This is a genomic window from Aestuariivirga sp. (assembly GCF_965227715.1).
Taxonomy (GTDB): domain Bacteria; phylum Pseudomonadota; class Alphaproteobacteria; order Rhizobiales; family Aestuariivirgaceae; genus Aestuariivirga.
This window is the reverse complement of the sequence record NZ_OZ245771.1, coordinates 2,375,572-2,401,170: the sequence shown is the minus strand read 5'-3', so window position 1 is coordinate 2,401,170 and position 25,599 is coordinate 2,375,572. Positions and strand designations below refer to the sequence as shown.

Sequence of the window (25,599 nt, the reverse complement as noted above, 5' to 3'; positions counted from 1 at the left end):
GTCACCCTGGCGAAAGCCTGAATGAAGGGTTTTAGGCGAGTCCGCGGAGATATTCGACCAATCCCGCCGTGGAGCTGTCGAGCCCCTCCGTTCCCTGCTTGCCTTCCACCACGGGCTGAAGGCCCGTGGCGAGCTCCTTGCCGAGCTCCACGCCCCACTGGTCGAAGGCGTTGATGTTCCAGATCGCGGCTTCCACGAACACGCGGTGCTCATAAAGCGCGATCAGGCGGCCCAGCGTGAAGGGGTCGAGCAGCCTGTAGGCAAGCGTCACCGAAGGGCGGTTGCCGGTGAACACGCGATGTGGCGCCAGCCGCTTCGCCTCCGCGGCACTTTTCCCCATGGCGAGAAGCTGCGCCTCGGCCTCGGGCAGCGTGCGGCCGCGCATCAGCGCCTGTGACTGCGCCAGGCAATTGGCGATGAGGAGTGCATGGTGTTCATCCATGCCCTGCTCATGCGCTTCCGCGGCGATAAGGAACTCGACGGGGATGATGCCGGTGCCCTGGTGCAGCAGCTGAAAGAAGGCGTGCTGCCCATTGGTGCCAGGCTCCCCCCAGACGATGGGGCCGGTATCACCTTCAACCGCTGTGCCATCCTTCGTCACCCGCTTGCCGTTCGATTCCATGTCGAGCTGCTGCAGATAGGCGGGGAAGCGCGACAGGCGCTGGTCATAGGGAATGATCGCGCGGGAGGGATAGCCGCAGATGTTCCGGTGCCAAACGCCGATGAGACCCATCAGCATCGGCAGGTTCTGCAGCACGGGCGCCTCACGGAAATGCCGGTCCATCGCATGGCCGCCATCCAGAAAACGATAGAAGTTCTGGGGTCCGATCGCGATCATCAGTGGCAGGCCGATGGCGGACCAAATCGAATAGCGCCCGCCCACCCAGTCCCAGAACCCGAAGATCTGGGTCTCGGCGATGCCGAACGCCTTCACCTTGTCGATGGCCGTGGAGATGGCCGCAAAATGCGCCCCCACCTGCGCTTCGCCCAGCGCCTCGGCAATCCAGCGCCGCGCGGTGTGCGCGTTGGTCATTGTCTCGATCGTGGTGAACGTCTTGGACGCGATCAGGAACAGCGTCGTCTCGGGTCTCAAGAGCTTCAGCGTATCGGCAATATGCGCGCCGTCGACGTTGGACACGTAATGCAGCCGCGGACCATCATGATAGGGCGCCAGCGCCAGCGTGGTCATGGCGGGTCCGAGGTCCGATCCGCCAATGCCGATATTGACGACATCGGTGATCGGCGATGACCGTACGCTCTCCGCAAAGCGAGCCATGGCAGCGATAACACCGTTCACATCCGGCATCACGTCACGGCCCGCCACCATCACGGGCGTGTTGGCGCGGTTGCGGAGTGCGGTGTGCAGCACGGCGCGCTGCTCGGTGGTGTTGATGACGGCGCCGGCAAACATCTGGTCGCGCTTCGCCTGAATCCCGCAATCGGCGGCGAGACCGGCAAGTAGGGCCATGCTATGCGCATCAACCGCGCATTTCGAATAGTCGAGCAGCAGGTCCTCCGCGTGTGCGGAGAAATTGGCAAAGCGGTTTGGATCCTGCGCGAAGGCGCTCCGCATGTCTGCGGGGCCAGTCCCGTCATGGTAGGCCTTCAGTTCCGCAAGCACGTTCCTGCTGCCGGCCGTGGTCATCGTCAGCTCCTCAGGCTTCCGCCAGTTGCCTTGTTCACCGCCTGCACGATCCGGGCGGAGACGGCCTCGATCTCAGGCTCCGTCAATGTCTTGTCCTTGGGCTGCAGCGTCACTTCGATAGCGAGTGACGTCTTGCCGCCCTCGAGCTTGTAGAGGTCGAAGACGGTGACATCGCTGATCAGCGCCTTGTCAGCGCTCTTCGCAGCCTTGACGAGCTTGTCCGCCTCGATCTTGTCATCGACCACGAAGGCGAAATCCCGCTTGACCGGCATCAGGTCAGAGACAACCAGAGCCGCGCGCGTGGCACCCTTCGCCTTGGAGCCGGGGATGGCATTGAGAATGAGCTCGAAAGCCGCGATGGGCCCCTTCACATCCATGGCTGCAAGCACGCGCGGGTGGATTTCGCCAAACCAGCCGAGCTTGTTCTGCGGCCCCATCTGGACGGTGCCGGAACGGCCCGGATGGAACCAGTCAGGCGCACCTGCCACCACCTGCAGCGATGCGGTTGCAGCACCTGCGGCCTCCAACACGGCCAAGGCATCGGCCTTGGCGTCGAACGCATCGACGTTTCGCGCGCCACCATGCACATTGCGGCCCGTGAAGGCGCCGCGGCGGAGGCCTGCGGCGCGCAGGGTCTCGTCGTGCGGCCGGTCACCGGCATAGGCGTGGCCCACCTCGGACAGCATCATGTCCGCAAAGCCCCGGTCCATGTTGCGGCCGGCGGCGGCAATAAGGTTCGGCAGCAGCGAGGGCCGCATGTCCGAGAGTTCAGAGGAAATCGGATTGGCGAGTTTCAGCTCGGGCTGGCCGCCGCCGAACAGCTGGGCCTGATCTGCGGGGAGGAAGGCCCAGGTGATCGCCTCATTGAAACCGCGCGAGGCAAGCATGCGGCGTGCCGCAAGCATGCGCTTCTGCAAGGGGTTCAGAACCGGCTTTGCAATGGCGCTGGGCCGCGCCATGGGTGCAGGCACAATATTGTCGAGGCCCCAGATACGGCAGACCTCTTCCACGAGATCCGCCTCGCCATGAACATCAGGCCGCCAGGAGGGAACCGCACAGGTGAGCGCATCGGCGCTCTCGCTAACGCCATATCCAAGCGCCACGAGAATCTGCTTCTGCCGCTCCACGGGAATCTCGGCGCCTGCAAGCGATGCCACCCGCGTCTTGCGCAGACTATAGCTGCGAGATGTATCCGGCACGGCACCTGCCTGCACCACATGCGAGGCCTCGCCGCCACAAAGCTCGAGGATCATCCGTGTGGCGATCTCGGCACCCGTGGCCGTGAAGGCGGGGTCGACGCCGCGCTCGAAGCGGTAGCGCGCATCGGACGTGATGCCGAGTTTCCGGCCCGTCGCGGCAGTCCGCAGCGGATCGAAATAGGCGGCCTCGAGGAAAACATTCACCGTCTCATCCGTGCAGCTCGAGGGAATGCCGCCGATGATGCCGGCAATGGCCTCAGGGCCTGCATCATCCGCAATCACCGTCATGCCGGCAGAGAGTGTGTAGGTCTTGTTGTCCAGCGCCTCCAGCACCTCGCCATCTTGCGCGGCGCGGGCACGTATGCTGCCCTTCACCTTGTCGGCGTCGAACACATGCAGGGGCCTGCCATAGGCGAAGGTGATGTAATTGGTGATGTCGACCAGCACCGAGATCGGGCGAAGCCCGATGGCCCTGAGGCGGCGCTGCAGCCATTCGGGCGATGGACCGTTCCTGACGCCGCGGATATAGCGCCCAACGAACAGCGGGCAGGGCGTGGTGTCACCATCGGAAAAGTCCAGCGCCACCTTGATGGGCGAATCGAACGTCCCCACCACCTTCTTCGCATCCAGCGGCTTGAGCGTACCCAGCCCCTTTGCCGCAAGATCGCGCGCAATGCCATAAACGCCTAGCGCATCCGGCCGGTTGGGCGTCACCTTCACATAAATCATCGGGTCATCGAGACCCAACGCCTTGGCGGCAGGCGTGCCGATGGGCCAGTCGCCCGAGACTTCGATGATGCCGTTATGCTCGTCCGAAATCAGCAGCTCGCGCTCGGAGCACAGCATGCCTTCGGACGCCTCGCCGCGGATCACGCCCTTTTCCAGCGTGATCTTCGTTCCAGGAATGAAAGCGCCAGGCAGCGCGATGATACCCTTGATGCCAGTGCGCGCATTGGGAGCACCGCAGACGACCTGTATCATGCCGGTGTCGGTCTCGACCTTGCAGAGCCGCAGCTTGTCCGCATTGGGATGCTTTTGAGCCTCCTGCACATAGCCAACCTTGAAAGGGGCGAGGGCAGCAGACATGTCGGAGACCTCTTCCACCTCCAGGCCAACGCCGATGAGGCCGTCGCAGATCTCGTCAAGCGTCGCGGTGGTGTCGAGATAGTCCTTGAGCCAGGAGAGGGTGAATTTCATGACAGTCCTCCGGCAAGGGTCGGCACCTGCAGCGCCTTGAATCCATAGTGGCGCAGCCAGCGCAAATCGGCTTCGAAGAAGGCGCGGAGATCGGGAATGCCGTATTTCAGCATGGCGATGCGGTCCAGACCCATGCCGAAGGCCCAGCCTTGAACCTTCTCAGGGTCCATGCCGCCGGCGCGAATGACATTCGGGTGCACCATGCCGGAGCCCAGTATCTCCAGCCACTTGTCTCCCGTGCCGATCTTGATCTGGCCGCCCTCGCGCGAATACTGGATGTCGACCTCCATCGAAGGCTCCGTGAAGGGGAAGTGCGAAGCGCGGAAGCGCATCTTCACGTCATCCACCTCGAAGAAGGCCTTGCAGAACTCGGTCAGCACCCATTTGAGATTTGCGAGCGTTGTCGTCTCGTCCAGAACGAGGCCTTCGACCTGGTTGAACATCGGCGTGTGCGTCATGTCCGAATCGCAGCGGAAGGTGCGGCCGGGTGCAATGATGCGGATCGGCGGCTTTGACGACAGCATGGTGCGGATCTGCACCGGGCTCGTGTGGGTGCGCAGCAGCATCCGCGAGCCATCGGGCTTCTCGTTGAAGAAGAAGGTGTCATGTTCCTGCCGTGCCGGGTGCTCGGGCGGAATGTTCAGCGCATCGAAATTGTGGAAGTCGTCCTCGATGTGCGGGCCTTCGGCCACGGAGAATCCGAGGTCTCCGAAAATCTGCACCACCTCTTCCCACACCTGGGAGACGGGATGCACCGTGCCCGACACCTGCGGCCGCACCGGCAGCGTCACGTCGATCCTTTCGGAGGCGAGCCGCGCCTCGAGGGCGATGTCCTGCAGCTTCGCCTTGCGCTCGGAGAGAGCGTCGGCCACGCGGTCCTTGAGCTGGTTCAGCGCCGCACCCGCCTCACGGCGCTCGTCCGGGCCCATGCTGCCCAGGCTCTTCATGCGCTCGGAGATCGTGCCCTTTTTGCCAAGGGCGGCAATACGCACGGCTTCAAGCGCTGCCTCATCGGTTGCGGCATCAATCTCGGCCAGGATGGACTGTTCGAGGGTTGCGAGACTCATTCAATTCTTCCTCTGGAAACGACATGACCGGGCACAGGTGCCCATAAGACACTCCGTGGCCCGGTCAAGGCATTCGGAATTCGACGTGCGGGATGCCGAGGCTGATTAAGCCTGCGCAGCCTTTGCCTTCTCGACGAGAGCGGCGAAAGCAGCCTGATCATGCACGGCGAGATCGGCGAGGACCTTGCGGTCCACTTCAATCCCGGCCTTGTCCAGGCCGTAGATAAATCGGCCATAGGTCAGGCCGAGTGCACGGGTCGCGGCGTTGATGCGCTGGATCCAGAGCGCACGGAAATTGCGCTTCTTGGTACGCCGGTCACGATAGGCGTATTGCTCCGCCTTCTCGACGGCCTGAACGGCAACGCGGAAGATGTTCTTGCGGCGGGAGAAGTAACCCTTCGCCTGCTTGATGATCTTCTTGTGGGACTTGCGGGCGACTGTACCGCCTTTGGAACGTGGCATGTGTCTGTCTCCTCAGCTCTTACTTGGCCAGATAGGGCATGTGGATCTTGACGAGGCGTTCATCGCCCGGTGCCAGAACCATGGTGCCGCGCTGATTGCGGATCTGCTTGTTGGTCCGCTTGATCATGCCGTGGCGCTTGCCAGCAGCACCAGCCTTGATCTTGCCGGAAGCGGTGACTTTAAATCGCTTCTTGGCCGAGGACTTGGTCTTCATCTTGGGCATTTTGCTTCATCCTTTCAAAGCGTTATAAAGCCGCCATGGCATGCCCTTTACAGGCCAGGCGGCTAGAACGAGGCCTCATAAAGCAAAACCGACCCGAAAAAGCAAGTCAGACGCAGATTTGAACCTTGAGGCCGCCAAGCCCGGAGCGGCCATAGGTGATGGACAGGCCATAGATATCGGCGATGTCTTCAACGATGGAGAGGCCCAATCCAGCCCCCTGTTTGGACTCGTCCAGTTTGCGGCCCCGCTCGCCCAGCCTTGCGAGTTCGGCTTCAGGGACTCCTGGCCCGTCATCCTCCACGGTGAGGAGGGGTGCCGCATAGCTTATCCGCACCGTGCTGCGGGCCCATTTCCGGGCATTGTCCAGGAGGTTGCCGAGCAACTCCGTCAGGTCTCGCTGCTCTATGGGCACGCTCGCCTCTTCCGGAAGAAGAACCTCAAAGTAAAGCGCTTCGGCATCGGGCAGGCGGCTTACGGCCCCAAGAACCTTGAGAAGCAGGGCCGGCAAATCGCTTGCGGCGTGGCCTTTCCCGCTGGAGAGCCGTGCCCGCACCAGGGCGCGCTCCACATGCCGCAGCATGAGGTCTGCCTGTTCCTCAATGTCGTCTGCTTCCACTGCCCGGCCTTCGCGCCGCAAGTGCCGGGCCACGGCGGACAAGACCGTGAGAGGAGTCTTGAGGCCATGGGCGAGGTCTCCGGCCCTGCGCCTGGCACGATCGAGTGAGGCGTCCCGCAGGTCCAGCACATCGTTCAGTTCGGTGACCAGCGGGGCGACCTCAACGGGAAAGCTGCCAGACAGGCGGAATGCCGTTCCCTTTCTGATTTCGGCCAGATCTTCTGCCAGCTGCTTGAGGGGCCTCAGACCCACCGTCACCTGCAGCCAGGCGCCCGCAATCAATACCGCACAGATGAGGCTGAAAGCCAGGAGCAGCTGCTGCTGCAACTCTGTGAGCGGCCGCACCACCTCAGACTCGTCGGCTGCCACGAGCACTGACAGCTTCAGCGGCACGCCGTGGGAGGCGATGCTGATCACCTGGCGCACCGTCATGAGTGGTTCGTGCTCTGGCCCGATCGTGCCATCGCCCGCGAGGTCATAATCCCAGAGCGATGATGAAAGCAGTGGCTTCGGCACCGTCATGCCCGGTGGCGCTTCGGTAACGGCAATCCGCCAATAGCGGCCGCTATAGGGCTGCTGATAGCGCATGTCAGAAGGCGCGTTTCCGGCCTTCAGCTTTCCGTCCGCCGTCAGTTCAACCGAACCCGCAATTTGCAGCAGGTCATCTTCGAGACCTTTGATCACCCGGTCCCGGACCTGGTTCTCGAACAGCCGGTTCAAGGCGAAACCGGTGAGGCACATTGCAATCACAATGGAGATGGCCGCAGCCGATAACAGCCGCAAGCGCAGTGAGCCGGTGCGCATCAGGCGCGGCGCGCCCGGTTTGCTCCCTTCGGTCACGGCGGCGTCTTCACCACATAACCGAAACCGCGCCGCGTCTCGATCACATCGGCCCTAAGCTTCCGCCGGACGCGGCCCACCAGGGCCTCGATGGCGTTGGATTCACGTTCATGGTCATGGGAATAAAGATTCTCGCTGAGTTCCGCCTGGGAAATGGCGCGCCCCCGGTGGTGGAACAGATAGTTGAGCAGCCGGAACTCGAGCGGCGTCAGATTTACGGGCCGCTGGTCAACCTTCACCTCGCAGGTGCGCGTGTCGAGGGTAACCGGACCCACGGTGAGGGAAGGTTCGGCACGTCCGGCAGAGCGGCGGAGCAGTGCCCGCAGGCGGGCCAGCACCTCTTCCATGCGGAAGGGCTTCGGCAGATAGTCATCCGCCCCCACGTCAATGCCGTCCACGCGGTCGGCCCAGGCCCCGCGCGCGGTGAGGATGATCACGGGTGTCGTCACGCCCTGCTGCCGCCAGCGTTTCAGAATTGTCAGGCCGTCAATATCCGGAAGACCAAGATCGAGGATGATCGCGGCGTAATGCTCGGCCCCGACCTTGTGCCAGGCGGCCTCCCCCCTGCCTTCGATCTCGGCAACATAGCCGGCGGCGGTAATCGCATGAGCCAGGTCCATCGCGATGAGCTGTTCGTCTTCGACGATCAGGATTCGCATACGCTTGTCTCTCCGATAATGCGGGCCGTGCCGGCATCGACGTGAACATCGAACAGTCCGGCATCGGGGCTCAGGATGCGGATGCAGTAATGCAGTGTGTTCGGGCCGTCCTCCAGGCGGATTCCGACGACCTTGCCGGTGTAGCGGCTGCGCACGACGGCGAGAATTTTGCTGAGGGGTTCGGCACGGCCTTGCGCCACCGCGCTGCGGATGCGTGCAACGTCAGAGTCATTCGCAGGGGAAAAATCCGTTGCGTGCTGTGTGCCCGGTGAGTGGACATGGTCCGATGAGAGGGCTCTGAAGCCACTGGCACCGCCGGCATGAGCGGCGGAACTTACCAGAAGGGGCAGCAGGCTGAAGAATAACCGCCGGTTGATCATTCCTCACATTTAAAGCGAAACTCGGGTCATTTCCAGCCCAGGCACCACTTGTGAGGATCTGACAGGCGCTCTCAGCACCTGTCAGCGAATTGTCAGTTTCGCGGCGCCAGAACCATGACGATCTGGCGGCCTTCGAAGCGCGGTTCGGATTCGACCTTGGCGATTTCGACGGTATCTTTCTTCACCCGGTCGAGCAGCTGCTGGCCCAGTTCCTGGTGGGCCATTTCACGGCCGCGGAAACGCAGCGTGATCTTGACCTTGTCGCCCTCTTCGAAGAAGCGCTTGATGGCCCGCATCTTCACGTCGTAGTCGTGGTCGTCGATCATCGGGCGCATCTTGATCTCCTTGATCTCGATGACCTTCTGTTTCTTGCGGGCCTCGGCGGCCTTCTTCTGTTCCTGGAACTTGAACTTCCCGTAATCGAGGATCTTGCACACGGGCGGTTTGGCATCGGGCGAAATCTCGACGAGGTCGAGGCTGGCCTCTTCGGCCATCATCATGGCCTGGCGGATGGGCACGACGCCGATATTGGCGCCATCGGCGCCGATCAGGCGGACTTCGCGGGCGTCGATGCGATGGTTGATCCTGTGTCCTTCTTCCTTTTGCGGGGGGGCGGCTCCGCGGCTAACTGGCCTCCGGGGTGGAATGCTCAAGTGGGCTTCAGCTCCTGTTTCGGGGGCTCCATCATGGAATGTCCCCCTGGGGTTTGGTTGCGATCGCTTTAGACATTGAATGTAGCACCCGCGTCAAGCGCCGATGCGGCTGGCCTTCAGGCCCCGCCCGGTGCATGCCGCGCACCGCGCCGGCCTGGGCGGAGTTCCACCACCTGGTCCGGCACGCTCACATGAAAGACAGTGCCCTGAGGGCCGGTTCCATGAAGCCTGATTTCGCCCCCATGCGCCCGGATCAATTCCGCCGCGATGGCCAGGCCCAGCCCCACGCCGCCGGGCTTGGCGGCACTCTGGAAGGCTTCGAAAAGCCTGGGCCGCACCCGTTCGGGGATGCCGGGGCCGTTGTCTTTCACTTCAATGGTAACGACACTGCCCTGCCGCCAGGCGGCAACCGTCACCCGCCCCTCCACCAGCGTTCCGTCATCCGCAACACGCCCTTCCAATGCCTGTGTGGCGTTGCGCAGCAGGTTGGTGAGCACGCGGATCAGCTGTTCCCGGTCGGCATCGATCTCGGTGCCGGGAGGCACATGGTTGAACAGGATCACCTGTGCCGAGGCCTGAAGGGCTGCTGCCTCAATCACCTCATCGGCCACATCCTTCAGCTGGTGGCGCTCACGCAACGGCGGAGGCTCATCGGCGCGGCCGAATTTCAGCGTTTCCGTCAGGAAGGAAATGGCGCGGTCCAGGCTGATGATGAGTTTGGGCGCAAAGCGCTTGACGGTGGGGTCTTCCGCCATCGCCAGGCGGTCCGAAATCACAGTCGCAGAAGACAGCATGTTGCGCAGATCGTGGCTGACCTTCGAAACCGCAAGCCCCAGCGCTGCAAGCCGGCTCTTCTGCTGCAGCATGACGGCAAGTTCCGACTGCATGTCATGCAGCTCGCGCTCAGCCAGCCCGATTTCATCTCGCCGCCCCGACGGCGCAATGATGCGGGAGCGGTCTTCCGGGTTCTGGCGAAACGCCACCATGTTCCGGGTCAGCCGCTTCACCGGCTTGATCAGCACGATGTTGAGTGCCGCAAACACCAGCCCCGCCACGATGACGGACAGGAGGACGGAGAGGATCAGGATGTTGATGCCATAGCGGATCATGGCCTGGCGCAGCGGCTGCTCGAACAGCGCCACCTCGATCAGATCGCCTGACATGTTGGGCGGCTTGTCGAGAACGCTGATCACGCGTTCCTCGCGTCCCAGCATCACCTCGAAGGCATCGACCACCGCCGGCAGCCACTGCACCTCGCGCAGATCATAGGAGGCGTCGATCATGTGATCGGTTTCGCTGCGCAGCATCAGCTGCCGCTTGTCGCCCCGCGTCAGGGAAACCACCAGAACACCCGCACCCTTCAGGATCTCGCTGCGGAGGTCGGAGGAGAGAATGCGGTCTGGCGCTGCTTCCGCGGCGAGTGCCGCAATCTCCGCCTGGGCAATCCGTCCTTTGAGCCACTGGATGCGAAAGTTGGCAATGGACGGCAGGAAGATCAGCACTTCGCCTAGCATGACGAAAAGAACCGTCATCAGCAGGACCTTGCCGGAAAGGCCCCTGAGGAGGCCTGGTCCGTCGCGCCGCGTTTCGCTGCCGTTCTGTGTCTCTGTCATCGCCCCAGGCTGCCGATCAGTCCTATTACGTTGCGAACCAGCGTGTTGGATGCAAAACCTGCGAAATATCCGACGGCGGCCCGCCGCCCCGCTTCACCGCGTGTGGGATAGGGCAGCACGCTCCCGGCCATGGTGCCGATCTTCAGGTCCTTTTGCAGGGCCAGCACCCAGGGCTGGATCAGCTCGCCCGCGCCTGGCCCCACAATGCCCACCCCCAGGACGCGCCCGCGCGCACCGGTGATGACTTTGACGAGGCCTTCGGTGCGCCCTTCCGCCTGGGCGCGGTCATTGCCCGAGAAGGGCGCGCGCAGCACGTTGACCGCATTGCCATGGCTGGCTCTGGCGTCCGCTTCGGTAAGGCCCAGCTGGGCCAGTTCCGGGTCGGTATAGGTTACATGCGGGATGTGGGCGGAAGCCTTGGCCGGAAGGGCAAAGAGCACATTGCGGATGGCGATTCCCGCCTGATAACCAGCCTCGTGGGTGAAGCGCCCTCCCGCCACGTCCCCGATTGCGAAAATGCGCCGGTTGCTGGTGCGAAGGCGCGCGTCGACAGTGATGCCCTTGGGCGTGAAGGCGACCCCCGCCTGGTCGAGGCCGAGGTCCTCCACATTGGGGCGCCGCCCGGTGGCGACAAGCACATGAGAACCGGTAAATGTGCGTCCGTCACTGGTCTCGAGCGTGGTTGAATCGCCGGTCTTGAGTGCCCTGGCCACCGTGGTCCCGGGCACAAGCGTCACGCCTTCGGAGGTAAGCGCCGCCAGAACCACGCTGGTCAGCTCCGGGTCGTCATGGGCCAGCGGCTGGCCTGTGGCGATGACGGTCACTTGCGCGCCCAACCGTGCATGGGCCTGGGCCATCTCGATTCCCACCGGCCCTCCGCCGATGATCAGCAGATGGGCGGGCAGCACCTCATTGTCGAAAATCGATTCATTGGTGAAGAAGGGCACTTCGGAAAGGCCGGGGATCGGCGGCACGGCAGGCCGCGAACCCGCGGCGATCACGATCCGGCGCGCCGTGAAATGCGCACCTCCAGCCTCAATGGTGCGCTGGTCCACAAACCGGGCTGTGGCGCGAATGACCTCGACGCCCAGCCCCTCGAACCGCTCTTGCGAGTCATGCGGAGCAATGGCCGCAATGGCGCGCTGCACATGGGCGCGCACGGCCGCAAAATCGACCTGCGGCACCACGGCTGCAATGCCGAGTGCCGCGCCGGAGCGCATGGCATGGGCCTGCTTCGCCGCCGTCAGCAGGGCCTTTGACGGGACGCAGCCATAATTCAGGCAGTCGCCCCCCATCTTGCCCCTTTCGAACAGCACGACCTTCCGGCCGAATTGCGCAGCGGCGGCTGCAACGGTGAGGCCCCCGGAGCCGGCTCCGATCACCGCAATGTCGAAATCGTCTGTTGTCATGCAGGGCGGCCTTTCCAGAACCGGGCGAGAAGCGGCAGCAGGGCAACGAGACCCAGGGCGCTGAGGCCCCAGACGAGCTCGGGCGAAATGAGGGATGCCGCGCTGAGCGACACGTGGCAGGCCGAAGCCCCCTTTGCCGCCACACAGGCCCGGTAGCTGGCGAGATCCGCATCGATCACCCGGTCCAGGCCGGAGCCGATAAGGGCGAAGGCGATCGATCCCGGAATGATGCCGATCGCCGTTGCCGCCACGAACGTGCTGAGCGGGATACGGCTGAGCCCCGACACGGCATTGACAGCCCAGAACGGAAACACCGGCGCCAGCCGCAGAAAGAGCAGCAGGCTGAAGGCATTTTCGGTAAAGCCGCGGGCCAGCCGCTGCACCAATGCCCCGGAACGCTCCGCCAGAGCAGCGCCCAGTGACGTCTTGACGATTTCGAACACAATCGCAGCCCCGGCCGTGGCGGCCAGCACCGTCACCGGTGCACTCACTGCCCAGCCGAACAGAAATCCTCCCGCAAGGCTCAAGGCGGCAGCTCCCGGAATGGAAAGGGCAACAACCACCACATAAAGCGCGAGGTAGCCGGCCACCGCCAGCAGGAAATGTCCGTCAACCCACTGCCGCAGCAGATCCCTGTTTTCCACAAGGGCCGTCAGCGTCAAGTGGCGGTGAAGCCCCAGCCCATAGCCCACCCCAACCAGCACGAGAAGCGCTGCAGCGGGTAGCCAGCGGCGGAGGAGAGCGGTGGTCGCGGTGGTGGTGGTTTGATCCATGGCGTTGCTGCTACACTTGAACCATTGCGGACGCCCGCGGTAGGGGGTGTCACCGCCTCGTGAGGAGAGTTCAGCCCAGGTGTTCCGGCTCTCGTTGACTTCTCGAAGGATTTCCCCCATAAGCCCGTCCAAATTCCTGAAGCAGAACGCATTTCTCTCAGGGCATGCCCGGCCCAACCGGCCATGTTTTTGAAATCATTGGCCGAAAGGCCCAGAACGGAGTTACGAACGTGAAGCGCACCTACCAACCCTCCAAGATCGTCCGCAAGCGCCGCCACGGTTTCCGCGCGCGTATGGCCACGGTTGGCGGCCGCAACGTTCTGGCCCGCCGCCGCGCCAAGGGCCGCAAGCGCCTTTCGGCCTAAGCGCCGGAATTCCCAGGACATGGAACGCCTGAAGCGACGGCAGGACTTCGTTGCCGCCGCCCGGGCTCAATATGCCGCCATGCCCGGCATGGTGGTTCAGATGCGTGCCCGTGCCGATGATGGCCCCGCGCGCGTGGGCTTCACTGCCACAAAGAAAATCGGCAATGCCGTGGTGCGCAACCGCACCAAGCGCCGCCTGCGCGAACTGGCCCGGCTGAAGCTTGCGGCAGTGGCCAGGCCCGGACATGACTATGTCTTGATCGGCCGGGCGCCCACTGCGAGCCGCCCCTTTCCCGATCTCGACACCGATCTCACTTCCGCCTTGAAAAGGCTGCACCGAACCGCCCATCTGCCGGCGGACAAGGGAACATCATGAACTTCGAAAACAAGAATTTCATTCTTGCCATCATCCTTTCGATGCTGATCATCTTCGGCTGGCAGTATTTCTATGCGGCACCCCTGCAGAAGAAGCTGGCCACCAGCACCGAGACCAGCCAGAGCCAGCAGCCTGCGGCCACCGGCCAGACGGCGCCGGCAACAGGTGCCGTGGTGCCCGGCATCTCGCCGGAAGCTGCAGCAGTGAACCGGGCAGATGCGCTTGCCAAGTCCCCGCGCCTGAAGATCGAGACGGATTTCGTGTCCGGTTCGATCAACCTCAAAGGTGCGATGATCGATGATCTCCATCTGTTGCGCTACCGCGAGACGATCGATCCGAACAGCCCGACCATCACCTTCCTTTCGCCCAGCGGCACGCCGGGCGCGCTGTTTGCCGAGCAAGGCGTGGTTCCCGCCACGGGGACGACGGCAAAGCTTCCCGACCCCAACACCGTGTGGACTGCCCCCGCAGGCGCCGTGCTGAACGAAGGCAACCCCGTCACCCTCACCTGGGACAATGGCGAGGGCCTCAAGTTCATCCGCAAGATCGAGGTGAGCGACGAATATCTCTTCACCGTCACCCAGACGGTCGAGAACACCTCGCAGGCGCCCGTGGCTCTCATCCCCTATGCCCGCATCCAGCGTCAGGACACCCCGACCGTGTCTGGGTACTGGGTGTTTTTCGAAGGCATGCTGGGCTGGATCGACGGCAGCCTGCATGAGCTACACTACAAGGACGTGGCCGGACAGACCGAGCCGGACCGGCGTGACACCACCGGCGGCTGGATCGGCTTCACCGACAAATACTGGGCCGCGACCATCATCCCGGAACAGGCCAGCAACGTCACCGCCAGCTTCATACATACCAAGCTCGACGGGCGGGATCTCTACCAGACGGACTACCTCGCCAAGGATGCCATTGTGGTGCAGCCCGGCGCCACCGCCTCCACCACGGACCGGCTTTTCGCAGGTGCCAAGGTCGTGCGCACCATCAACGCCATCGAGAGCCTCTACCAGATCAAGGGCTTCAGCTACGTGATCGACTGGGGCTGGTTCTATTTCCTGACCAAGCCCTTCTTCTATCTCCTCGACTGGCTGAAGGGCATTGTCGGCAATTTCGGCATTGCCATTCTTCTGGCCACGGTTCTCGTCAAGGCGGCCGTCTTCCCGCTCGCCAACAAGTCCTATGCCTCGATGAGCAAGATGAAGAAGCTCCAGCCTGAAATGGAGCGGCTCAAGAAGGAATTCCCGGACGACAAGATGAAACAGCAGCAGGAGATGATGGCGCTCTACAAGCGCGAAAAGGTCTCGCCGCTTTCGGGCTGTCTGCCCGTCGTGGTGCAGATTCCCATTTTCTTCGCGCTTTATAAGGTGATCCTGACCTCGATCGAGCTGCGCCACGCACCCTTCTTCGGCTGGATCCATGATCTCTCGGCACCCGATCCCACGAGCCTGTTCAACCTCTTCGGCCTGATCCCCTGGACGCCGCCTCACATGCTGATGATCGGCGCCTGGCCCATCGTCATGGGCATCACCATGTGGGTGCAGATGCGCCTCAATCCCGCACCGCCCGATCCGGTGCAGGCGAGCCTGTTCAACTGGATGCCGGTGATGTTCACCTTCATGCTCGGCACCTTCCCCGTGGGTCTCGTCATCTACTGGGCCTGGAGCAACACGCTCTCCGTCCTTCAGCAGTCGCTGATCATGAAGAAGCATGGGGTGGACGTGAACCTCCTCGGCAATGTCAGGAACAGCCTGCCCTTCCTCAAGAAGAAGGTTTCCAGTTGACCGAGCGCTTCACCACCGACCATATCGATGCGGGCCGCCGTCTGTTCGGTGGCCCGTCGCGTTTTCTGCTGGGCGTGGCAAAGCTGGAACAGCTTCCAGCCTCGCAAGGGGTGGAGATCGCCTTTGCCGGCCGCTCCAATGTCGGCAAATCCTCTCTGATCAATGCCCTGACAGGAACCAGCGGGCTGGCGCGCGCCTCCAATACACCGGGCCGCACGCGCGAGCTCAATTTCTTCAATGTGAACGACCAGCTCACCCTGATCGACATGCCGGGCTATGGCTATGCCAGGGCGCCCAAGCATGAGGTGAAGGCTTGGCAATCGGTTCTGCGGGGCTATCTGCGCGGACGGCCCGGCCTCACCCGCGCCTTCGTGCTGATCGATTCCCGCCACGGCATACTGAAGGCCGATGAGGAGATGTTCGACCTCCTGGACGAGGCCGCCGTCACCTACCAGATCGTGCTGACCAAGACCGACAAGATCAAGCCAGCGGAACTGGAAGCCATGCGCGAAAAGGTGTCTGCCGCCATCAAGAAGCACCCGGCCGCCTTCCCCGAAATTCACGCCACATCGAGCGAGAAGGGCGGCGGCATCCCCGAGCTCCGTGCGGAGATCGCCACCCTCCTCTGAGGGGCACTCAAGACCTTTGAAACCGTCGCAATTGTCCTGTATGGCGCTTGAGCCTTATTTCGAGGATGATTTTGATGGACGAACTCGGCACCACAGCCCGCATCCTTTCCGAAGCGCTGCCTTTCCTGCAGCGCTATGACGACCAGATCATCGTGGTGAAATATGGCGGCCACGCCATGGTGGACCCCAAGCTCGCGCAGCAGTTCGCGCGCGACATGGTGATGCTCAAAGTCTGCGGCCTTAACCCCATCGTCGTCCATGGCGGCGGCCCCCAGATCAACCGCATGCTCGATAAGCTCGAGGTGAAGCCCGAGTTCCGCGAGGGGTTGCGCGTTACGGACGAGGCCACGATGACGGTTGTCGAAATGGTGCTCTCGGGCTCGATCAACAAATCGATCGTCGCATCGATCCAGCAGGCGGGTGGCCGCGCGGTCGGCATCTCCGGCAAGGACGGCAATCTGATGATCGCCCAGAAGCTGACGAAGCAGACGACGGACCCGGCGACCGGCAAGACCGTGGAGATCGACTTCGGCTTCGTGGGCGAACCGGTGAAGATCAACACCGGGATTCTCGACAACATCATGAAGAACGACGCCATTCCGGTGATCGCCCCTGTGGGCGTCGGCCGTGATGGCGAGACTTTCAATGTCAATGCCGATACGGCGGCAGGCGCCATTGCCGCCGCAACGCGCGCCAAGCGCCTGCTGCTGCTGACGGATGTCGCGGGTGTTCTCGACAAGGACAAGAACCTGATCAGCGAGCTTCGCATCGGCGAACTGCCGGATCTGATCGCGAATGGCACCATCACCGGCGGCATGATCCCGAAGGTGGAAAGCGCTGCTGCGGTGGTGAAGTCCGGTGTCGAGGGCGTCATCATTCTCGATGGCCGGGTGCCGCATTCGGTGCTGCTGGAACTCCTGACGCCGCATGGCGTGGGCACGCGCATTTCGCGGGCCGGGGCATGAGGGGATTTTCCCACGTCGACACCTGGGTCTTCGACCTCGACAACACGCTCTATCCGGCATCATGCCGGCTCTTCGACCAGATCGACGTGAAGATGGGCAACTTCGTATCCCGCCTCCTCAACGTGGACTATGCGGAAGCCAAGCTCCGCCAGAAGGAGATGTTCTACAAATATGGCACCACGCTCCGCGGGCTGATGACCGAGCACGGCATCACGCCTGACGAATTCCTGGATTATGTGCATGACATTGACCATTCGCCGGTGCCGCTGAATACCAAGCTGGACGAGGCACTGCATGCGCTTCCCGGCCGCAAGCTGATCTTCACCAACGGCACCGTGGCCCATGCTGAAAAGGTGCTGAACCGCATCGGCATCACGCACCACTTCGGTGACATCTTCGACATCGTGCATTCGGACTTCATCCCCAAGCCCGAGATGGAACCCTATGCCAAGTTCATCCGGCAGACGGGAATCAACCCGAAGACCTCCGCCATGTTTGAGGACATTGCGCGCAATCTCGAGGCACCCCATGCGCTGGGAATGACGACGGTCCTGGTGGTCAGCCCCGAAAACCACGATGCCCTGCACCTGAACAAGGCCACGGGCGGCGTGGCCCAGAAACACATCCACCACGTGACGGACGATCTCGCCGGCTTTTTGGCAGGCTTGACCGCGCAGAACAGTTGGGCGAAAGGCAGCGCGACAGCACCGGGAGGGACAGCATGACCGATCTTCAAACCACCATCGAGCAGGCCTGGGAGGCCCGCGACAAGGTCAACCTTGAGACCAAGGGCCCGGTTCGCGATGCGGTGTCCGCAGCACTCGATCTGCTGGACTCCGGCAAGGCCCGCGTCGCCGAAAAGGAGGCTGGCGAGTGGCAGGTCAACCAGTGGCTGAAGAAGGCCGTGCTCCTCTCGTTCCGGCTCAATGACATGGCCATGATTTCGGGCGGGCCCGGCGGGTCCAGCTGGTGGGACAAGGTCCCCTCCAAATTCGATGGCTGGGCGGAGAAGGAGTTCCGCGCTGCAGGCTTCCGCGCCGTTCCCAACTGCGTGGTCCGCAAGTCCGCCTATATTGCGCCGGGCGCCATCTTGATGCCGTCCTTTGTCAATCTGGGCGCCTATGTGGATTCGGGCACCATGGTCGATACGTGGGTCACTGTCGGTTCCTGCGCTCAAATCGGCAAGAATGTGCATCTCTCAGGAGGCGTCGGCATCGGCGGCGTGCTGGAACCGATGCAGGCGGGGCCCACAATCATCGAGGACAATTGCTTCATCGGCGCACGCTCGGAGGTCGTCGAAGGTGTTGTGGTGGGCGAAGGTTCCGTCATCTCCATGGGCGTGTTCATCGGCCAGTCGACCAAGATCATCGAACGCGACACGGGCAAGGTTCACATGGGCAAGGTGCCGCCCTATTCCGTCGTCGTGTCCGGCTCGCTGCCGCAGAAGCCCTATGCCGACGGATCGCCCTCGCCCTCTCTCTATTGTGCGGTGATCGTCAAGCGGGTGGATGAGAAGACCCGCTCCAAGACCTCCATCAACGAATTGCTGCGGGACTGACAAGGCCACTTCCCCCGGGACCCGCACTGATTCATACTGATTCTTGCAGGCAACGGCGCGGGCTGCGCCAAAATGGGGGTTGAGCATGGACTGGAAATATCTCTTAACGAGCCTTGAAGGGCGGATCGGACGCCAGAGCTACTGGATGGGCATTCTCGCGATGGTCGTGATTGCCGCAATCGCCGGCATTCTCGATACGGTTGTGGGAACGGCAGGTGACCGCGGCTATGGAATCTTCAGCGCTATTGCCGCACTGGTGCTGATCTATCCCTCGATCGTTCTCTATGCCAAGCGCTGGCATGACCGTGGCAAGTCGGGCTGGTGGACGCTGATCGGTTTGGTGCCGGTGATCGGCGGAATATGGTTGCTGGTCGAACTGGGCTTCCTCCACGGCACCAACGGCCCCAATCAATATGGACCCGACCCGCTCAAATATTGAGCTTGATAGGGACCGCAAAGGCCCGGCCAGCAGTGGCCGGGCTTTTCATTTGCAGCTAGAGTGCCGTCCATGAAAAACACGCCCACCGATCCCGTTCCCCTGCTGCAGGACCTGATCCGCTGCAAATCCGTCACCCCGGCCGAAGGGGGCGCTCTCACCTATCTCGAGAACCTTCTCTCCACCCATGGCTTCGTCTGCCAGCGGCTCATCTTCCGTGAGGAAGGAACCCCGGATGTCGAGAACATGTTCGCGCGCTTCGGCACAGGTTCGCCGCATCTCTGCTTTGCAGGCCACACGGATGTTGTTCCTGAAGGGATCGCCGAGGGCTGGACCTATCCTCCCTTCGCCGCCGATATTTCAAACGGCTACATCTATGGCCGTGGCGCCACAGACATGAAGGGCTCGGTTGCCGCCTTCGCCGGCGCCGCCATCGACTTCGTGCGCAGCGCCGCCAAGTTCAAGGGCTCGCTTTCCTTCCTCATCACGGGCGACGAAGAAGGCCCCGCCATCAATGGCACGGTCAAGGTGCTGGAATGGATGAAGGCGAACGGCCACATCCCCGATCATTGCATCGTGGGAGAGCCAAGCTGCGTGGACCGGCTGGGGGATACGATCAAGATCGGCCGCCGCGGCTCCTTGAGCTTCGCCGTGACAGTTGAGGGAAGGCAGGGTCACGCCGCCTATCCGCACAAGGCGGACAACCCAATCCCGAAGCTCGCCCGCTTCATTGACCGCATCGCGACGGCAACGCTCGATGAGGGAAACGAGCATTTCGATCCTTCGACGCTGGCCGTCACCAGCTTCGATGTCGGCAATCCTGCCGGAAACGTCATTCCGTCTCGTGCGGCTGCCAAGTTCAACATCCGCTTCTCGACGGAGCACGGCTTTGAATCGCTCAAAGCCTGGGTGGCCGATGAAGTGGCCGCGATCACAGCTCAATTGGGCGGCACCTGGGCGATCTCTGCCACGGAAGGGGCTGATGCCTTCATCACCGAGCCGGGCTCCTTTGTGGGCCTCGTGCAGGATGCCGTCGAACTGGAGACGGGCGTGTTGCCCAAGCTCTCCACCAGTGGCGGAACGTCCGATGCGCGCTTCGTGAAGGATTATTGTCCGGTGCTGGAATTCGGTCCCACCAATGCAACGATCCACCAGACGGATGAGCGCATCGCCATTGATGAACTGCGCGACACGCAAGCCGTCTACGCCCGCATCATCGCCCATTACTTCTCGGCTGAACTGTAGCCCACGCGCAGAAGGTAAAGGCCATCGGGTGGTGCCACCGGCCCGCAGGCGCTGCGGTCTGCTGCCTCCAGCGCCCGCTTCATTTCCCACGGCGTCCACTTGCCTTCTCCCACAAGCCGCAGCGAGCCGACCATGGAGCGCACCTGATTGTGCAGGAAGGAGCGCGCATCCGCGCGGATTTCGATCAACTCGCCATAGCGGGCCACCTCGAGGCGGTCGAGCGTCTTCACCGGTGAATTGGCCTGGCACTGTGCCGCGCGGAAGGTGGTGAAGTCATGCTTTCCCACCAGATGCTGCGCCGCCTCATGCATCGCATCGGAATCGAGTTCGACGGGAAGCCACCATACCTTGCCGCGGTCGAGGGCCGGCGGGGCGCGGCGGTTGAGGATGCGGTAGAGATAGTAGCGCCTGGTGGCGGAGAAGCGGGCGTGGAAATCACCCGGCATCTCTTCGGCTTCGAGCACGCTGACCGGGTGCTCGCGCATGTTGCCGTTCAAGGCATTGCGCAGCTTGAATGTGTCCCAGCTCTTGTTCAGGTCCACATGTGCCACTTGAGCCAGCGCGTGAACGCCTGCATCGGTGCGGCCTGCGCCATAGACCATGGAGAAGGCGCCATTGATGGTGGTGACAGCGCGCTCCAGCACATCCTGCACCGAGGTGCCGCCCGCCTGGGATTGCCAGCCGGTGAAGGGGCCGCCGTCATATTCGATGGTGAGCCTGTAGCGCGGCATCAATTGGCCTCCGTGCCGCGCGCAATGGGCGTGCCCCGCAGGAACTCTCCCGCCTCCATCGCGCCCTTGCCTTCGCGCTGTAGGCGGAGCAAGCGAATGGCGCCTGTACCGCAGGCGATGGTCAGGTGATCATCGATGAATGTGCCGGGATTGCCTTCTGCCGCAGCCACCTCGCACAGCAGCACCTTGATGCGCGTGCCCTTCGCCTGAAACCATGCGCCGGGAAAGGGTGAGAGGCCATGAATGTGGTTCCTCACCTCCGTGGCCGGTCTGGTGAAGTCGATGCGGGCCTCGGTCTTCTCGATCTTTTTCGCGTAGGTGATGCCCTCGGCCGGCTGCGCCACGCAAGCGATCTGGTCCTGCGCCAGCACCTCAACCATCAGCCTTGCACCAAGCTCCGCCAGCTCATCATGCAGCGATTGCGCGGTCGTCTCCGGCGTGATCGCGATCTGGCCGACCTTGCACATAGGGCCCGTGTCGAGCCCTTCTTCCATTCTCATGATGGTGACGCCGCTTTCACCGTCGCCCGCCATGATGGCGCGCTGAATGGGGGCAGCCCCCCGCCAGCGCGGCAGGAGCGAGGCATGGACGTTGAAACAGCCAAGCCGTGGCGCATCGAGAATGGGTTTCGGCAGGAGAAGGCCATAGGCCACAACAACCGCGGCATCAGCCGCAAGTGCTTCAAATTCCGATTGCTCTCCAGGCGCTTTGAGGGAGAGCGGCGTGCGCACGGAGATGCCTTTTGAGGTGGCAAAGGCGTGAACGGGCGAAGGCCGCTCCGCCATGCCACGGCCGGCAGGGCGCGGTGGCTGCGAATAGACACAAGCGACCTCATGCCCCGCGGCCAGCAGGGCCTTCAGCGTCTCGACCGCGAAGTCCGGCGTTCCCATGAACACGAGGCGCATGGGCTCAGAGCTTTCCGAGCTTCTGGGCCTTCTGGAATTTCTTGAGCACGCGCTCCCGCTTCAGCCGCGAGATGTGATCGATGAAGAGAATGCCATTCAGATGGTCGATCTCATGCTGCAGGCAAGTGGCCAACAGCCCCGTTGCATGAATCTCCTGGGGCTCGCCCTGGCGGTCGAGATAGCGCAGTTTGATCTCCGCAGGCCTGGTCACCATCTCATAATAGTCGGGGATGGAGAGGCAGCCTTCTTCATAGTCGCTCTGTGCCGCGCTCTCCCAGGTGATCTCGGGATTGGCGACGAACAACGGCGTCTTGGGCTCCCCGTCCTTGGAAAGGTCGAGAACCAGCAGCCGCTCCGGCACCCCGATCTGGATCGCGGCAAGCCCGATGCCGGGCGCGTGATACATCGTCTCCAGCATGTCGTCCCACCGCCTCTTGACGTTGGAATCGACCATGGAAACGGGCTTCGAGACCTGGCGCAGGGTCTTCTCGTCGGGCAGTGTGATGATCGGAAGCAGCGGCATGGCCGTCACTTAGTAGACGGCGCTCGCCCGGTCAATCGAGCCCCTCAGCGCGCGTCATAGGGGCTGTTGCAGCGGTAAAGCCGGTAACCATTGCCCATGAACTGGTCGCTCACCGGGTCATAGGTGCGGTAATGCGCGCTGCACCAGGCCACATGGTCTGCGTTGCGGCGGTGCCCCCAGGCCACGCGGTTTGGCTTGAAGTCACCGTAGCGGTAAACCTGAAAGGGCTTCTGGTACCAATAGCTCCCGGGCCGGGCCACCATGGAGCGCTGGAAGGGCGCATAATCCATCCGTGCCCGGCAATGGTAGAAGCGGGCGTCGCTGCAGGTCTTCTCGATCACGTAGGGCTTCCAGATCCGGACATATCCATCGTCATTCGAGCCATAGGCGTCAGACGCCAGGGCACCGGTGGAGAGCATCGCCAGACCCATGAGGCCGGCAGAAAGAGCCAGGATTTTGCTGAACATGGGGGAACCACTCCTCGTTGGAAACGTCGCGGAAGCCGAAGCGGGAGAATGCTACCGCAGCGGTGCCTTGGCAAGCCATGGTGCTTGCCTTTTGTTCCTTTACCCCCCATATAGCCGAGCGGGAGGTTGGCGGCGGACGTGCCGCTCGCCAACCGGGTCAGGTCCGGAAGGAAGCAGCCCCAACGAGACCGGAACGGGTTGCCCGTCCAGCCTCCCACCTCACCCTCTAGGCGACCCCGCGGAAGCCCGCCCATGGCCGAGACTGAAAGCGGCGCGAACGCCACAGGGTATCGCGTTCTTGCCCGGAAATACCGCCCCCGCACCTTTCCTGACCTGATCGGCCAGGAAGCGATGGTGCGCACCCTCACCAATGCTTTCGCCTCAGGCCGCATCGCCCAGGGCTTCATGCTCACGGGCGTACGCGGCGTCGGCAAGACGACCACGGCCCGCCTCATCGCCCGGGCGCTGAACTATGGCGAGAAGCCCACAATCGACATGCCGGACTATGGTCCCCATTGCGAGGCCATCCTCGAATCCCGTCATATGGACGTGATCGAGATGGACGCCGCCTCCAACACCGGCGTCGACAATATGCGCGAAATCATCGACAGCGTGCGCTATGCCCCCGTCCAGGCGCGCTACAAAGTCTATATCATCGACGAAGTGCACATGCTCTCGAAGAGCGCCTTCAACGCGCTCTTGAAAACGCTGGAAGAGCCGCCGCCGCATGTGAAGTTCATCTTCGCGACCACCGAAATCAACAAGGTTCCCGTCACCATCCTCTCGCGCTGCCAGCGCTTTGACCTGAAACGGCTGGATGCGGCACTGCTCGCCTCGCATTACGCCGGGATCGCGGTGAAGGAAGGGGTTGAGGCCGAAGCCGATGCCCTGGCCATGATTGCCCGCGCCGCCGAAGGCTCGGTGCGTGACGGCCTTTCGCTGCTCGATCAGGCGATTGCCTATGGCGAGGGCAGGGTGAAAGCGGCTGACGTCTCCTCCATGCTCGGGCTGATGGACCGCTCCCGCATCATCGATCTGTTCGCGGCGGTGATGGCCGGAAACGCCAAGGCGGCCATCGAGGAAATCGAGGCGCAATATCGAAGCGGCGGTGACCCGGCGACAATCCTGAGCGACCTCGCGGACTACGTCCACTGGGTCACCCGCCTCAAGGTGGTGAAGGATGGCGCCCTGGCCGATACCTCACGCACCGAGGCCGAGAAAACCCGCGGTCAGGACCACGCACAGAAATGCGGCATTGCACATCTGACGCGCGCCTGGTCCATGCTGCTCAAGGGCATCCGGGAGGCGGAGCTGCATTCTGACCCGCTGATGGCCGCCGAAATGGTGCTGATTCGCCTGGCCCATGCGGCAGAGCTTCCCGGCGGCGAGGAACTGGCAAAGCTGGTGAAGCAGGCCCAGCCTTCGGGTGAGCGCGTGGTGCCGATCAGCGCACGCGAGCTGTTGCGTGGCAATTCGGAAGGCCCTGCCGAATCCCAGGCGGCCCTTGCCGTCAAGCCGCAGGCCTCGATGCCTGCCGCCCCGACGGAGACACGGGCCTTCTCCAGCCTTCAGGACCTGCTGGCGCTCGCCACCGAAAAACGGGACATCAAGCTCAAGACCGATCTCGAAACCCTGATCCGCCCCATTCGCGTCGCGCCGGGCCAGTTCGAACTGGCGCTCGAAGCGGGCGCTCATCCGGGCTTGCCCGGCGAAATTGCGCGCAAGCTCGAAGCCTTTACGGGCATGCGCTGGATGGTGATGGTGGCGAAGGACGGCGGCACCAAGCCGGTTGCCCGCCAGCGCCAGGAGAACCGGGACAGCCTGTTCATCACCGCGCGCGAGCACCCGGATGTGCAGGCCGTGCTGAAGCGCTTCCCCGGAGCCGAAATCATTGACGTCAAAGTGCCCGATGCGGCGATCCTTCCCCCCAATGTGAGTGAGAGCGATGAAGAACCTCGGTGACATGATGAAGCAGGTCCAGGCCATGCAGTCCCGCATGGCGGAGATGCAGGCGAAGCTTGAGCAGTCAACCGTGACCGGCCAGTCCGGCGGAGGCCTCGTCAAGGTCACGCTTACCGGCAAGGGGGCAATGACAAAGCTGGAAATCGATCCTTCCCTGCTGAAGGCGGAGGAGAAGGATATTCTCGAAGACCTGATCCTCGCCGCCCACGCCGATGCCAAGGGCAAGTCCGAAACGATGATGGCGGAGGAGATGCAGTCCGTCACCGGCGGGCTCGCCCTGCCGCCCGGGTTCAAGCTGCCTTTCTGATGTCGCGCCGCACGACGGGACCCGAGATCGAAAGGCTGATCCAGCTTCTGGCCAAGCTGCCAGGGCTCGGCCCCCGTTCGGCACGGCGGGCAGCGCTGTTTCTGATCAAGAACCGGGAGCGCCTGCTGGTGCCCATGGCCTCTGCCATGGCGGAGGCGCGCGAGAAGGTTACCATCTGCTCCACCTGCGGAAACGTCGATACGGTTGACCCCTGCACGCTTTGCACCGATCCGCGGCGCGATCGCACGATCCTCTGCGTGGTGGAAGAAGTGGGGGACCTGTGGGCACTGGAACGCGCCGCCGCCTGGAATGGCCTCTACCATGTGCTGGGCGGCACACTGTCCGCGATCGAAGGTGTGCGGCCGGAAGACCTGAGCATCGATCCGCTGATCGAGCGCGCTGGCGAGGGCGAGATCAAGGAAGTGGTCGTGGCCCTCAACGCCACCGTCGAAGGACAGACGACGGCGCACTACATCACCGAACGCCTCAAGAACTTAGGGATCGCAACCTCCCGGCTGGCCCACGGCGTGCCCGTCGGCGGCGAACTCGATTACCTCGATGAAGGCACACTCACCCAGGCAATCCGCGCAAGGCGCCCGCTCTAGCT

Annotated in this window: 28 protein-coding genes and 1 other RNA gene; 13 read left to right on the top strand and 16 right to left on the bottom strand. The window is 62.9% G+C overall.

Annotation, left to right across the window (positions count from 1 at the left end):
* Nucleotides 1-31: 31 nt before the first annotated feature.
* The 12 genes from pgi to ACO06F_RS11290 form a co-directional block, all read right to left on the bottom strand.
* Complete coding sequence (gene pgi, locus ACO06F_RS11345) at nucleotides 32-1,645, bottom strand: glucose-6-phosphate isomerase (protein WP_421692867.1); 1,614 nt, start codon at nucleotides 1,643-1,645, stop codon at nucleotides 32-34.
* A gap of 2 nt (nucleotides 1,646-1,647) precedes the next feature.
* A complete protein-coding gene (gene pheT, locus ACO06F_RS11340; protein ID WP_421692866.1) occupies nucleotides 1,648-4,041 on the bottom strand; it encodes a phenylalanine--tRNA ligase subunit beta in 2,394 nt (797 codons plus the stop codon).
* Nucleotides 4,038-5,108, bottom strand: a complete 1,071-nt coding sequence (gene pheS, locus ACO06F_RS11335; RefSeq protein WP_421692865.1) for a phenylalanine--tRNA ligase subunit alpha — start codon at nucleotides 5,106-5,108, stop codon at nucleotides 4,038-4,040. Before pheS ends, pheT begins: the two co-directional genes overlap by 4 nt.
* Nucleotides 5,109-5,213: 105 nt before the next feature.
* Entirely contained in the window at nucleotides 5,214-5,570 is a 357-nt protein-coding gene (gene rplT, locus ACO06F_RS11330; RefSeq protein ID WP_421692864.1) for a 50S ribosomal protein L20, read from the bottom strand.
* 19 nt (nucleotides 5,571-5,589) lie between these two features.
* Nucleotides 5,590-5,793: a 50S ribosomal protein L35 gene (gene rpmI / locus ACO06F_RS11325; RefSeq protein WP_336908084.1), complete on the bottom strand. Its 204-nt coding sequence runs from the start codon at nucleotides 5,791-5,793 to the stop codon at nucleotides 5,590-5,592.
* Nucleotides 5,794-5,899: 106 nt separating this feature from the next.
* A complete protein-coding gene (locus tag ACO06F_RS11320) occupies nucleotides 5,900-7,249 on the bottom strand; it encodes an ATP-binding protein (RefSeq protein WP_421692863.1) in 1,350 nt (449 codons plus the stop codon).
* The gene (locus ACO06F_RS11315) at nucleotides 7,246-7,908 is read right to left on the bottom strand and encodes a response regulator (RefSeq protein WP_421692862.1); all 663 of its coding nucleotides are present in this window, start codon (nucleotides 7,906-7,908) and stop codon (nucleotides 7,246-7,248) included. The genes ACO06F_RS11320 and ACO06F_RS11315 overlap by 4 nt, the downstream gene beginning before the upstream one ends.
* A complete protein-coding gene (locus ACO06F_RS11310; RefSeq protein WP_421692861.1) occupies nucleotides 7,896-8,288 on the bottom strand; it encodes a PepSY domain-containing protein in 393 nt (130 codons plus the stop codon). Before ACO06F_RS11310 ends, ACO06F_RS11315 begins: the two co-directional genes overlap by 13 nt.
* A gap of 92 nt (nucleotides 8,289-8,380) precedes the next feature.
* Complete coding sequence (infC, locus tag ACO06F_RS11305) at nucleotides 8,381-8,941, bottom strand: translation initiation factor IF-3 (protein ID WP_421692860.1); 561 nt, start codon at nucleotides 8,939-8,941, stop codon at nucleotides 8,381-8,383.
* A 116-nt stretch (nucleotides 8,942-9,057) separates the two neighbouring features.
* Nucleotides 9,058-10,554 carry a sensor histidine kinase gene (locus ACO06F_RS11300; protein ID WP_421692859.1) on the bottom strand — a complete coding sequence of 499 codons (1,497 nt, stop codon included), beginning with the start codon at nucleotides 10,552-10,554 and terminating at the stop codon, nucleotides 9,058-9,060.
* Nucleotides 10,551-11,963, bottom strand: coding sequence for a dihydrolipoyl dehydrogenase family protein (locus ACO06F_RS11295; RefSeq protein ID WP_421692858.1), 1,413 nt, complete (start codon nucleotides 11,961-11,963; stop codon nucleotides 10,551-10,553). The genes ACO06F_RS11300 and ACO06F_RS11295 overlap by 4 nt, the downstream gene beginning before the upstream one ends.
* Nucleotides 11,960-12,736 (bottom strand): TVP38/TMEM64 family protein, encoded by a 777-nt coding sequence (locus tag ACO06F_RS11290; protein WP_421692857.1) that lies wholly within the window; start codon nucleotides 12,734-12,736, stop codon nucleotides 11,960-11,962. The genes ACO06F_RS11295 and ACO06F_RS11290 overlap by 4 nt, the downstream gene beginning before the upstream one ends.
* Nucleotides 12,737-12,966: 230 nt before the next feature.
* Between ACO06F_RS11290 and rpmH the strand changes: the two genes are divergently transcribed.
* From rpmH to dapE, 9 genes are all read left to right on the top strand, one after another.
* Nucleotides 12,967-13,101: a 50S ribosomal protein L34 gene (gene rpmH / locus ACO06F_RS11285; RefSeq protein ID WP_373505099.1), complete on the top strand. Its 135-nt coding sequence runs from the start codon at nucleotides 12,967-12,969 to the stop codon at nucleotides 13,099-13,101.
* A 19-nt stretch (nucleotides 13,102-13,120) separates the two neighbouring features.
* The gene (gene rnpA / locus ACO06F_RS11280; protein WP_421692856.1) at nucleotides 13,121-13,477 is read left to right on the top strand and encodes a ribonuclease P protein component; all 357 of its coding nucleotides are present in this window, start codon (nucleotides 13,121-13,123) and stop codon (nucleotides 13,475-13,477) included.
* A complete protein-coding gene (gene yidC, locus ACO06F_RS11275; RefSeq protein ID WP_421692855.1) occupies nucleotides 13,474-15,264 on the top strand; it encodes a membrane protein insertase YidC in 1,791 nt (596 codons plus the stop codon). The genes rnpA and yidC overlap by 4 nt, the downstream gene beginning before the upstream one ends.
* Nucleotides 15,261-15,893 (top strand): ribosome biogenesis GTP-binding protein YihA/YsxC, encoded by a 633-nt coding sequence (gene yihA, locus ACO06F_RS11270; protein WP_421692854.1) that lies wholly within the window; start codon nucleotides 15,261-15,263, stop codon nucleotides 15,891-15,893. Before yidC ends, yihA begins: the two co-directional genes overlap by 4 nt.
* Before the next feature lie 65 nt (nucleotides 15,894-15,958).
* Nucleotides 15,959-16,858, top strand: a complete 900-nt coding sequence (gene argB, locus ACO06F_RS11265; RefSeq protein ID WP_421692853.1) for an acetylglutamate kinase — start codon at nucleotides 15,959-15,961, stop codon at nucleotides 16,856-16,858.
* Nucleotides 16,855-17,583: a pyrimidine 5'-nucleotidase gene (locus ACO06F_RS11260; protein ID WP_421692852.1), complete on the top strand. Its 729-nt coding sequence runs from the start codon at nucleotides 16,855-16,857 to the stop codon at nucleotides 17,581-17,583. Before argB ends, ACO06F_RS11260 begins: the two co-directional genes overlap by 4 nt.
* Complete coding sequence (gene dapD, locus ACO06F_RS11255) at nucleotides 17,580-18,416, top strand: 2,3,4,5-tetrahydropyridine-2,6-dicarboxylate N-succinyltransferase (RefSeq protein WP_421692851.1); 837 nt, start codon at nucleotides 17,580-17,582, stop codon at nucleotides 18,414-18,416. Before ACO06F_RS11260 ends, dapD begins: the two co-directional genes overlap by 4 nt.
* Before the next feature lie 85 nt (nucleotides 18,417-18,501).
* A complete protein-coding gene (locus ACO06F_RS11250) occupies nucleotides 18,502-18,855 on the top strand; it encodes a DUF805 domain-containing protein (protein WP_421692850.1) in 354 nt (117 codons plus the stop codon).
* Nucleotides 18,856-18,924: 69 nt separating this feature from the next.
* Entirely contained in the window at nucleotides 18,925-20,097 is a 1,173-nt protein-coding gene (dapE, locus tag ACO06F_RS11245; protein ID WP_421692849.1) for a succinyl-diaminopimelate desuccinylase, read from the top strand.
* On the opposite strand, the gene truA is transcribed toward dapE, so the two are convergent.
* From truA to ACO06F_RS11225, 4 genes are read right to left on the bottom strand one after another with little or no spacing between them, the layout of a single operon-like run.
* Nucleotides 20,076-20,828 (bottom strand): tRNA pseudouridine(38-40) synthase TruA, encoded by a 753-nt coding sequence (gene truA, locus ACO06F_RS11240; RefSeq protein WP_421692848.1) that lies wholly within the window; start codon nucleotides 20,826-20,828, stop codon nucleotides 20,076-20,078. The two genes, dapE and truA, sit on opposite strands and share 22 nt — an antisense overlap.
* On the bottom strand, nucleotides 20,828-21,733 hold the full coding sequence (gene fmt / locus ACO06F_RS11235; protein WP_421692847.1) for a methionyl-tRNA formyltransferase: 906 nt from the start codon (nucleotides 21,731-21,733) through the stop codon (nucleotides 20,828-20,830). Before fmt ends, truA begins: the two co-directional genes overlap by 1 nt.
* Before the next feature lie 4 nt (nucleotides 21,734-21,737).
* Nucleotides 21,738-22,256 (bottom strand): peptide deformylase, encoded by a 519-nt coding sequence (gene def, locus ACO06F_RS11230; RefSeq protein WP_421692846.1) that lies wholly within the window; start codon nucleotides 22,254-22,256, stop codon nucleotides 21,738-21,740.
* 44 nt (nucleotides 22,257-22,300) lie between these two features.
* On the bottom strand, nucleotides 22,301-22,723 hold the full coding sequence (locus ACO06F_RS11225) for a hypothetical protein (RefSeq protein ID WP_421692845.1): 423 nt from the start codon (nucleotides 22,721-22,723) through the stop codon (nucleotides 22,301-22,303).
* A 121-nt stretch (nucleotides 22,724-22,844) separates the two neighbouring features.
* Between ACO06F_RS11225 and ffs the strand changes: the two genes are divergently transcribed.
* From ffs to recR, 4 genes are all read left to right on the top strand, one after another.
* Nucleotides 22,845-22,941, top strand: an RNA gene (ffs, locus tag ACO06F_RS11220) — signal recognition particle sRNA small type.
* A gap of 34 nt (nucleotides 22,942-22,975) precedes the next feature.
* On the top strand, nucleotides 22,976-24,685 hold the full coding sequence (locus tag ACO06F_RS11215) for a DNA polymerase III subunit gamma/tau (RefSeq protein ID WP_421692844.1): 1,710 nt from the start codon (nucleotides 22,976-22,978) through the stop codon (nucleotides 24,683-24,685).
* Complete coding sequence (locus ACO06F_RS11210) at nucleotides 24,669-24,992, top strand: YbaB/EbfC family nucleoid-associated protein (protein ID WP_421692843.1); 324 nt, start codon at nucleotides 24,669-24,671, stop codon at nucleotides 24,990-24,992. Before ACO06F_RS11215 ends, ACO06F_RS11210 begins: the two co-directional genes overlap by 17 nt.
* Nucleotides 24,992-25,597 (top strand): recombination mediator RecR, encoded by a 606-nt coding sequence (gene recR / locus ACO06F_RS11205; RefSeq protein ID WP_421692842.1) that lies wholly within the window; start codon nucleotides 24,992-24,994, stop codon nucleotides 25,595-25,597. Before ACO06F_RS11210 ends, recR begins: the two co-directional genes overlap by 1 nt.
* Nucleotides 25,598-25,599 lie beyond the last annotated feature (2 nt).

Bases quoted from the DNA above. Each gene is read 5' to 3' on its own strand.
- ACO06F_RS11210 (WP_421692843.1), top strand. From the start codon at position 24,669: ATGAAGAACCTCGGTGACATGATGAAGCAGGTCCAGGCCATGCAGTCC.
- pgi (WP_421692867.1), bottom strand. From the start codon at position 1,645: ATGACCACGGCCGGCAGCAGGAACGTGCTTGCGGAACTGAAGGCCTAC.
- ACO06F_RS11295 (WP_421692858.1), bottom strand. From the start codon at position 11,963: ATGACAACAGACGATTTCGACATTGCGGTGATCGGAGCCGGCTCCGGG.
- ACO06F_RS11290 (WP_421692857.1), bottom strand. From the start codon at position 12,736: ATGGATCAAACCACCACCACCGCGACCACCGCTCTCCTCCGCCGCTGG.
- argB (WP_421692853.1), top strand. From the start codon at position 15,959: ATGATTTTGATGGACGAACTCGGCACCACAGCCCGCATCCTTTCCGAA.
- ACO06F_RS11300 (WP_421692859.1), bottom strand. From the start codon at position 10,554: ATGACAGAGACACAGAACGGCAGCGAAACGCGGCGCGACGGACCAGGC.
- rnpA (WP_421692856.1), top strand. From the start codon at position 13,121: ATGGAACGCCTGAAGCGACGGCAGGACTTCGTTGCCGCCGCCCGGGCT.
- dapD (WP_421692851.1), top strand. From the start codon at position 17,580: ATGACCGATCTTCAAACCACCATCGAGCAGGCCTGGGAGGCCCGCGAC.
- ACO06F_RS11250 (WP_421692850.1), top strand. From the start codon at position 18,502: ATGGACTGGAAATATCTCTTAACGAGCCTTGAAGGGCGGATCGGACGC.
- ACO06F_RS11315 (WP_421692862.1), bottom strand. From the start codon at position 7,908: ATGCGAATCCTGATCGTCGAAGACGAACAGCTCATCGCGATGGACCTG.
- ACO06F_RS11215 (WP_421692844.1), top strand. From the start codon at position 22,976: ATGGCCGAGACTGAAAGCGGCGCGAACGCCACAGGGTATCGCGTTCTT.
- truA (WP_421692848.1), bottom strand. From the start codon at position 20,828: ATGCCGCGCTACAGGCTCACCATCGAATATGACGGCGGCCCCTTCACC.
- def (WP_421692846.1), bottom strand. From the start codon at position 22,256: ATGCCGCTGCTTCCGATCATCACACTGCCCGACGAGAAGACCCTGCGC.
- recR (WP_421692842.1), top strand. From the start codon at position 24,992: ATGTCGCGCCGCACGACGGGACCCGAGATCGAAAGGCTGATCCAGCTT.
- dapE (WP_421692849.1), top strand. From the start codon at position 18,925: ATGAAAAACACGCCCACCGATCCCGTTCCCCTGCTGCAGGACCTGATC.
- rpmI (WP_336908084.1), bottom strand. From the start codon at position 5,793: ATGCCCAAGATGAAGACCAAGTCCTCGGCCAAGAAGCGATTTAAAGTC.
- ACO06F_RS11225 (WP_421692845.1), bottom strand. From the start codon at position 22,723: ATGTTCAGCAAAATCCTGGCTCTTTCTGCCGGCCTCATGGGTCTGGCG.
- pheS (WP_421692865.1), bottom strand. From the start codon at position 5,108: ATGAGTCTCGCAACCCTCGAACAGTCCATCCTGGCCGAGATTGATGCC.
- rplT (WP_421692864.1), bottom strand. From the start codon at position 5,570: ATGCCACGTTCCAAAGGCGGTACAGTCGCCCGCAAGTCCCACAAGAAG.
- pheT (WP_421692866.1), bottom strand. From the start codon at position 4,041: ATGAAATTCACCCTCTCCTGGCTCAAGGACTATCTCGACACCACCGCG.
- ACO06F_RS11260 (WP_421692852.1), top strand. From the start codon at position 16,855: ATGAGGGGATTTTCCCACGTCGACACCTGGGTCTTCGACCTCGACAAC.
- yidC (WP_421692855.1), top strand. From the start codon at position 13,474: ATGAACTTCGAAAACAAGAATTTCATTCTTGCCATCATCCTTTCGATG.
- fmt (WP_421692847.1), bottom strand. From the start codon at position 21,733: ATGCGCCTCGTGTTCATGGGAACGCCGGACTTCGCGGTCGAGACGCTG.
- ACO06F_RS11310 (WP_421692861.1), bottom strand. From the start codon at position 8,288: ATGATCAACCGGCGGTTATTCTTCAGCCTGCTGCCCCTTCTGGTAAGT.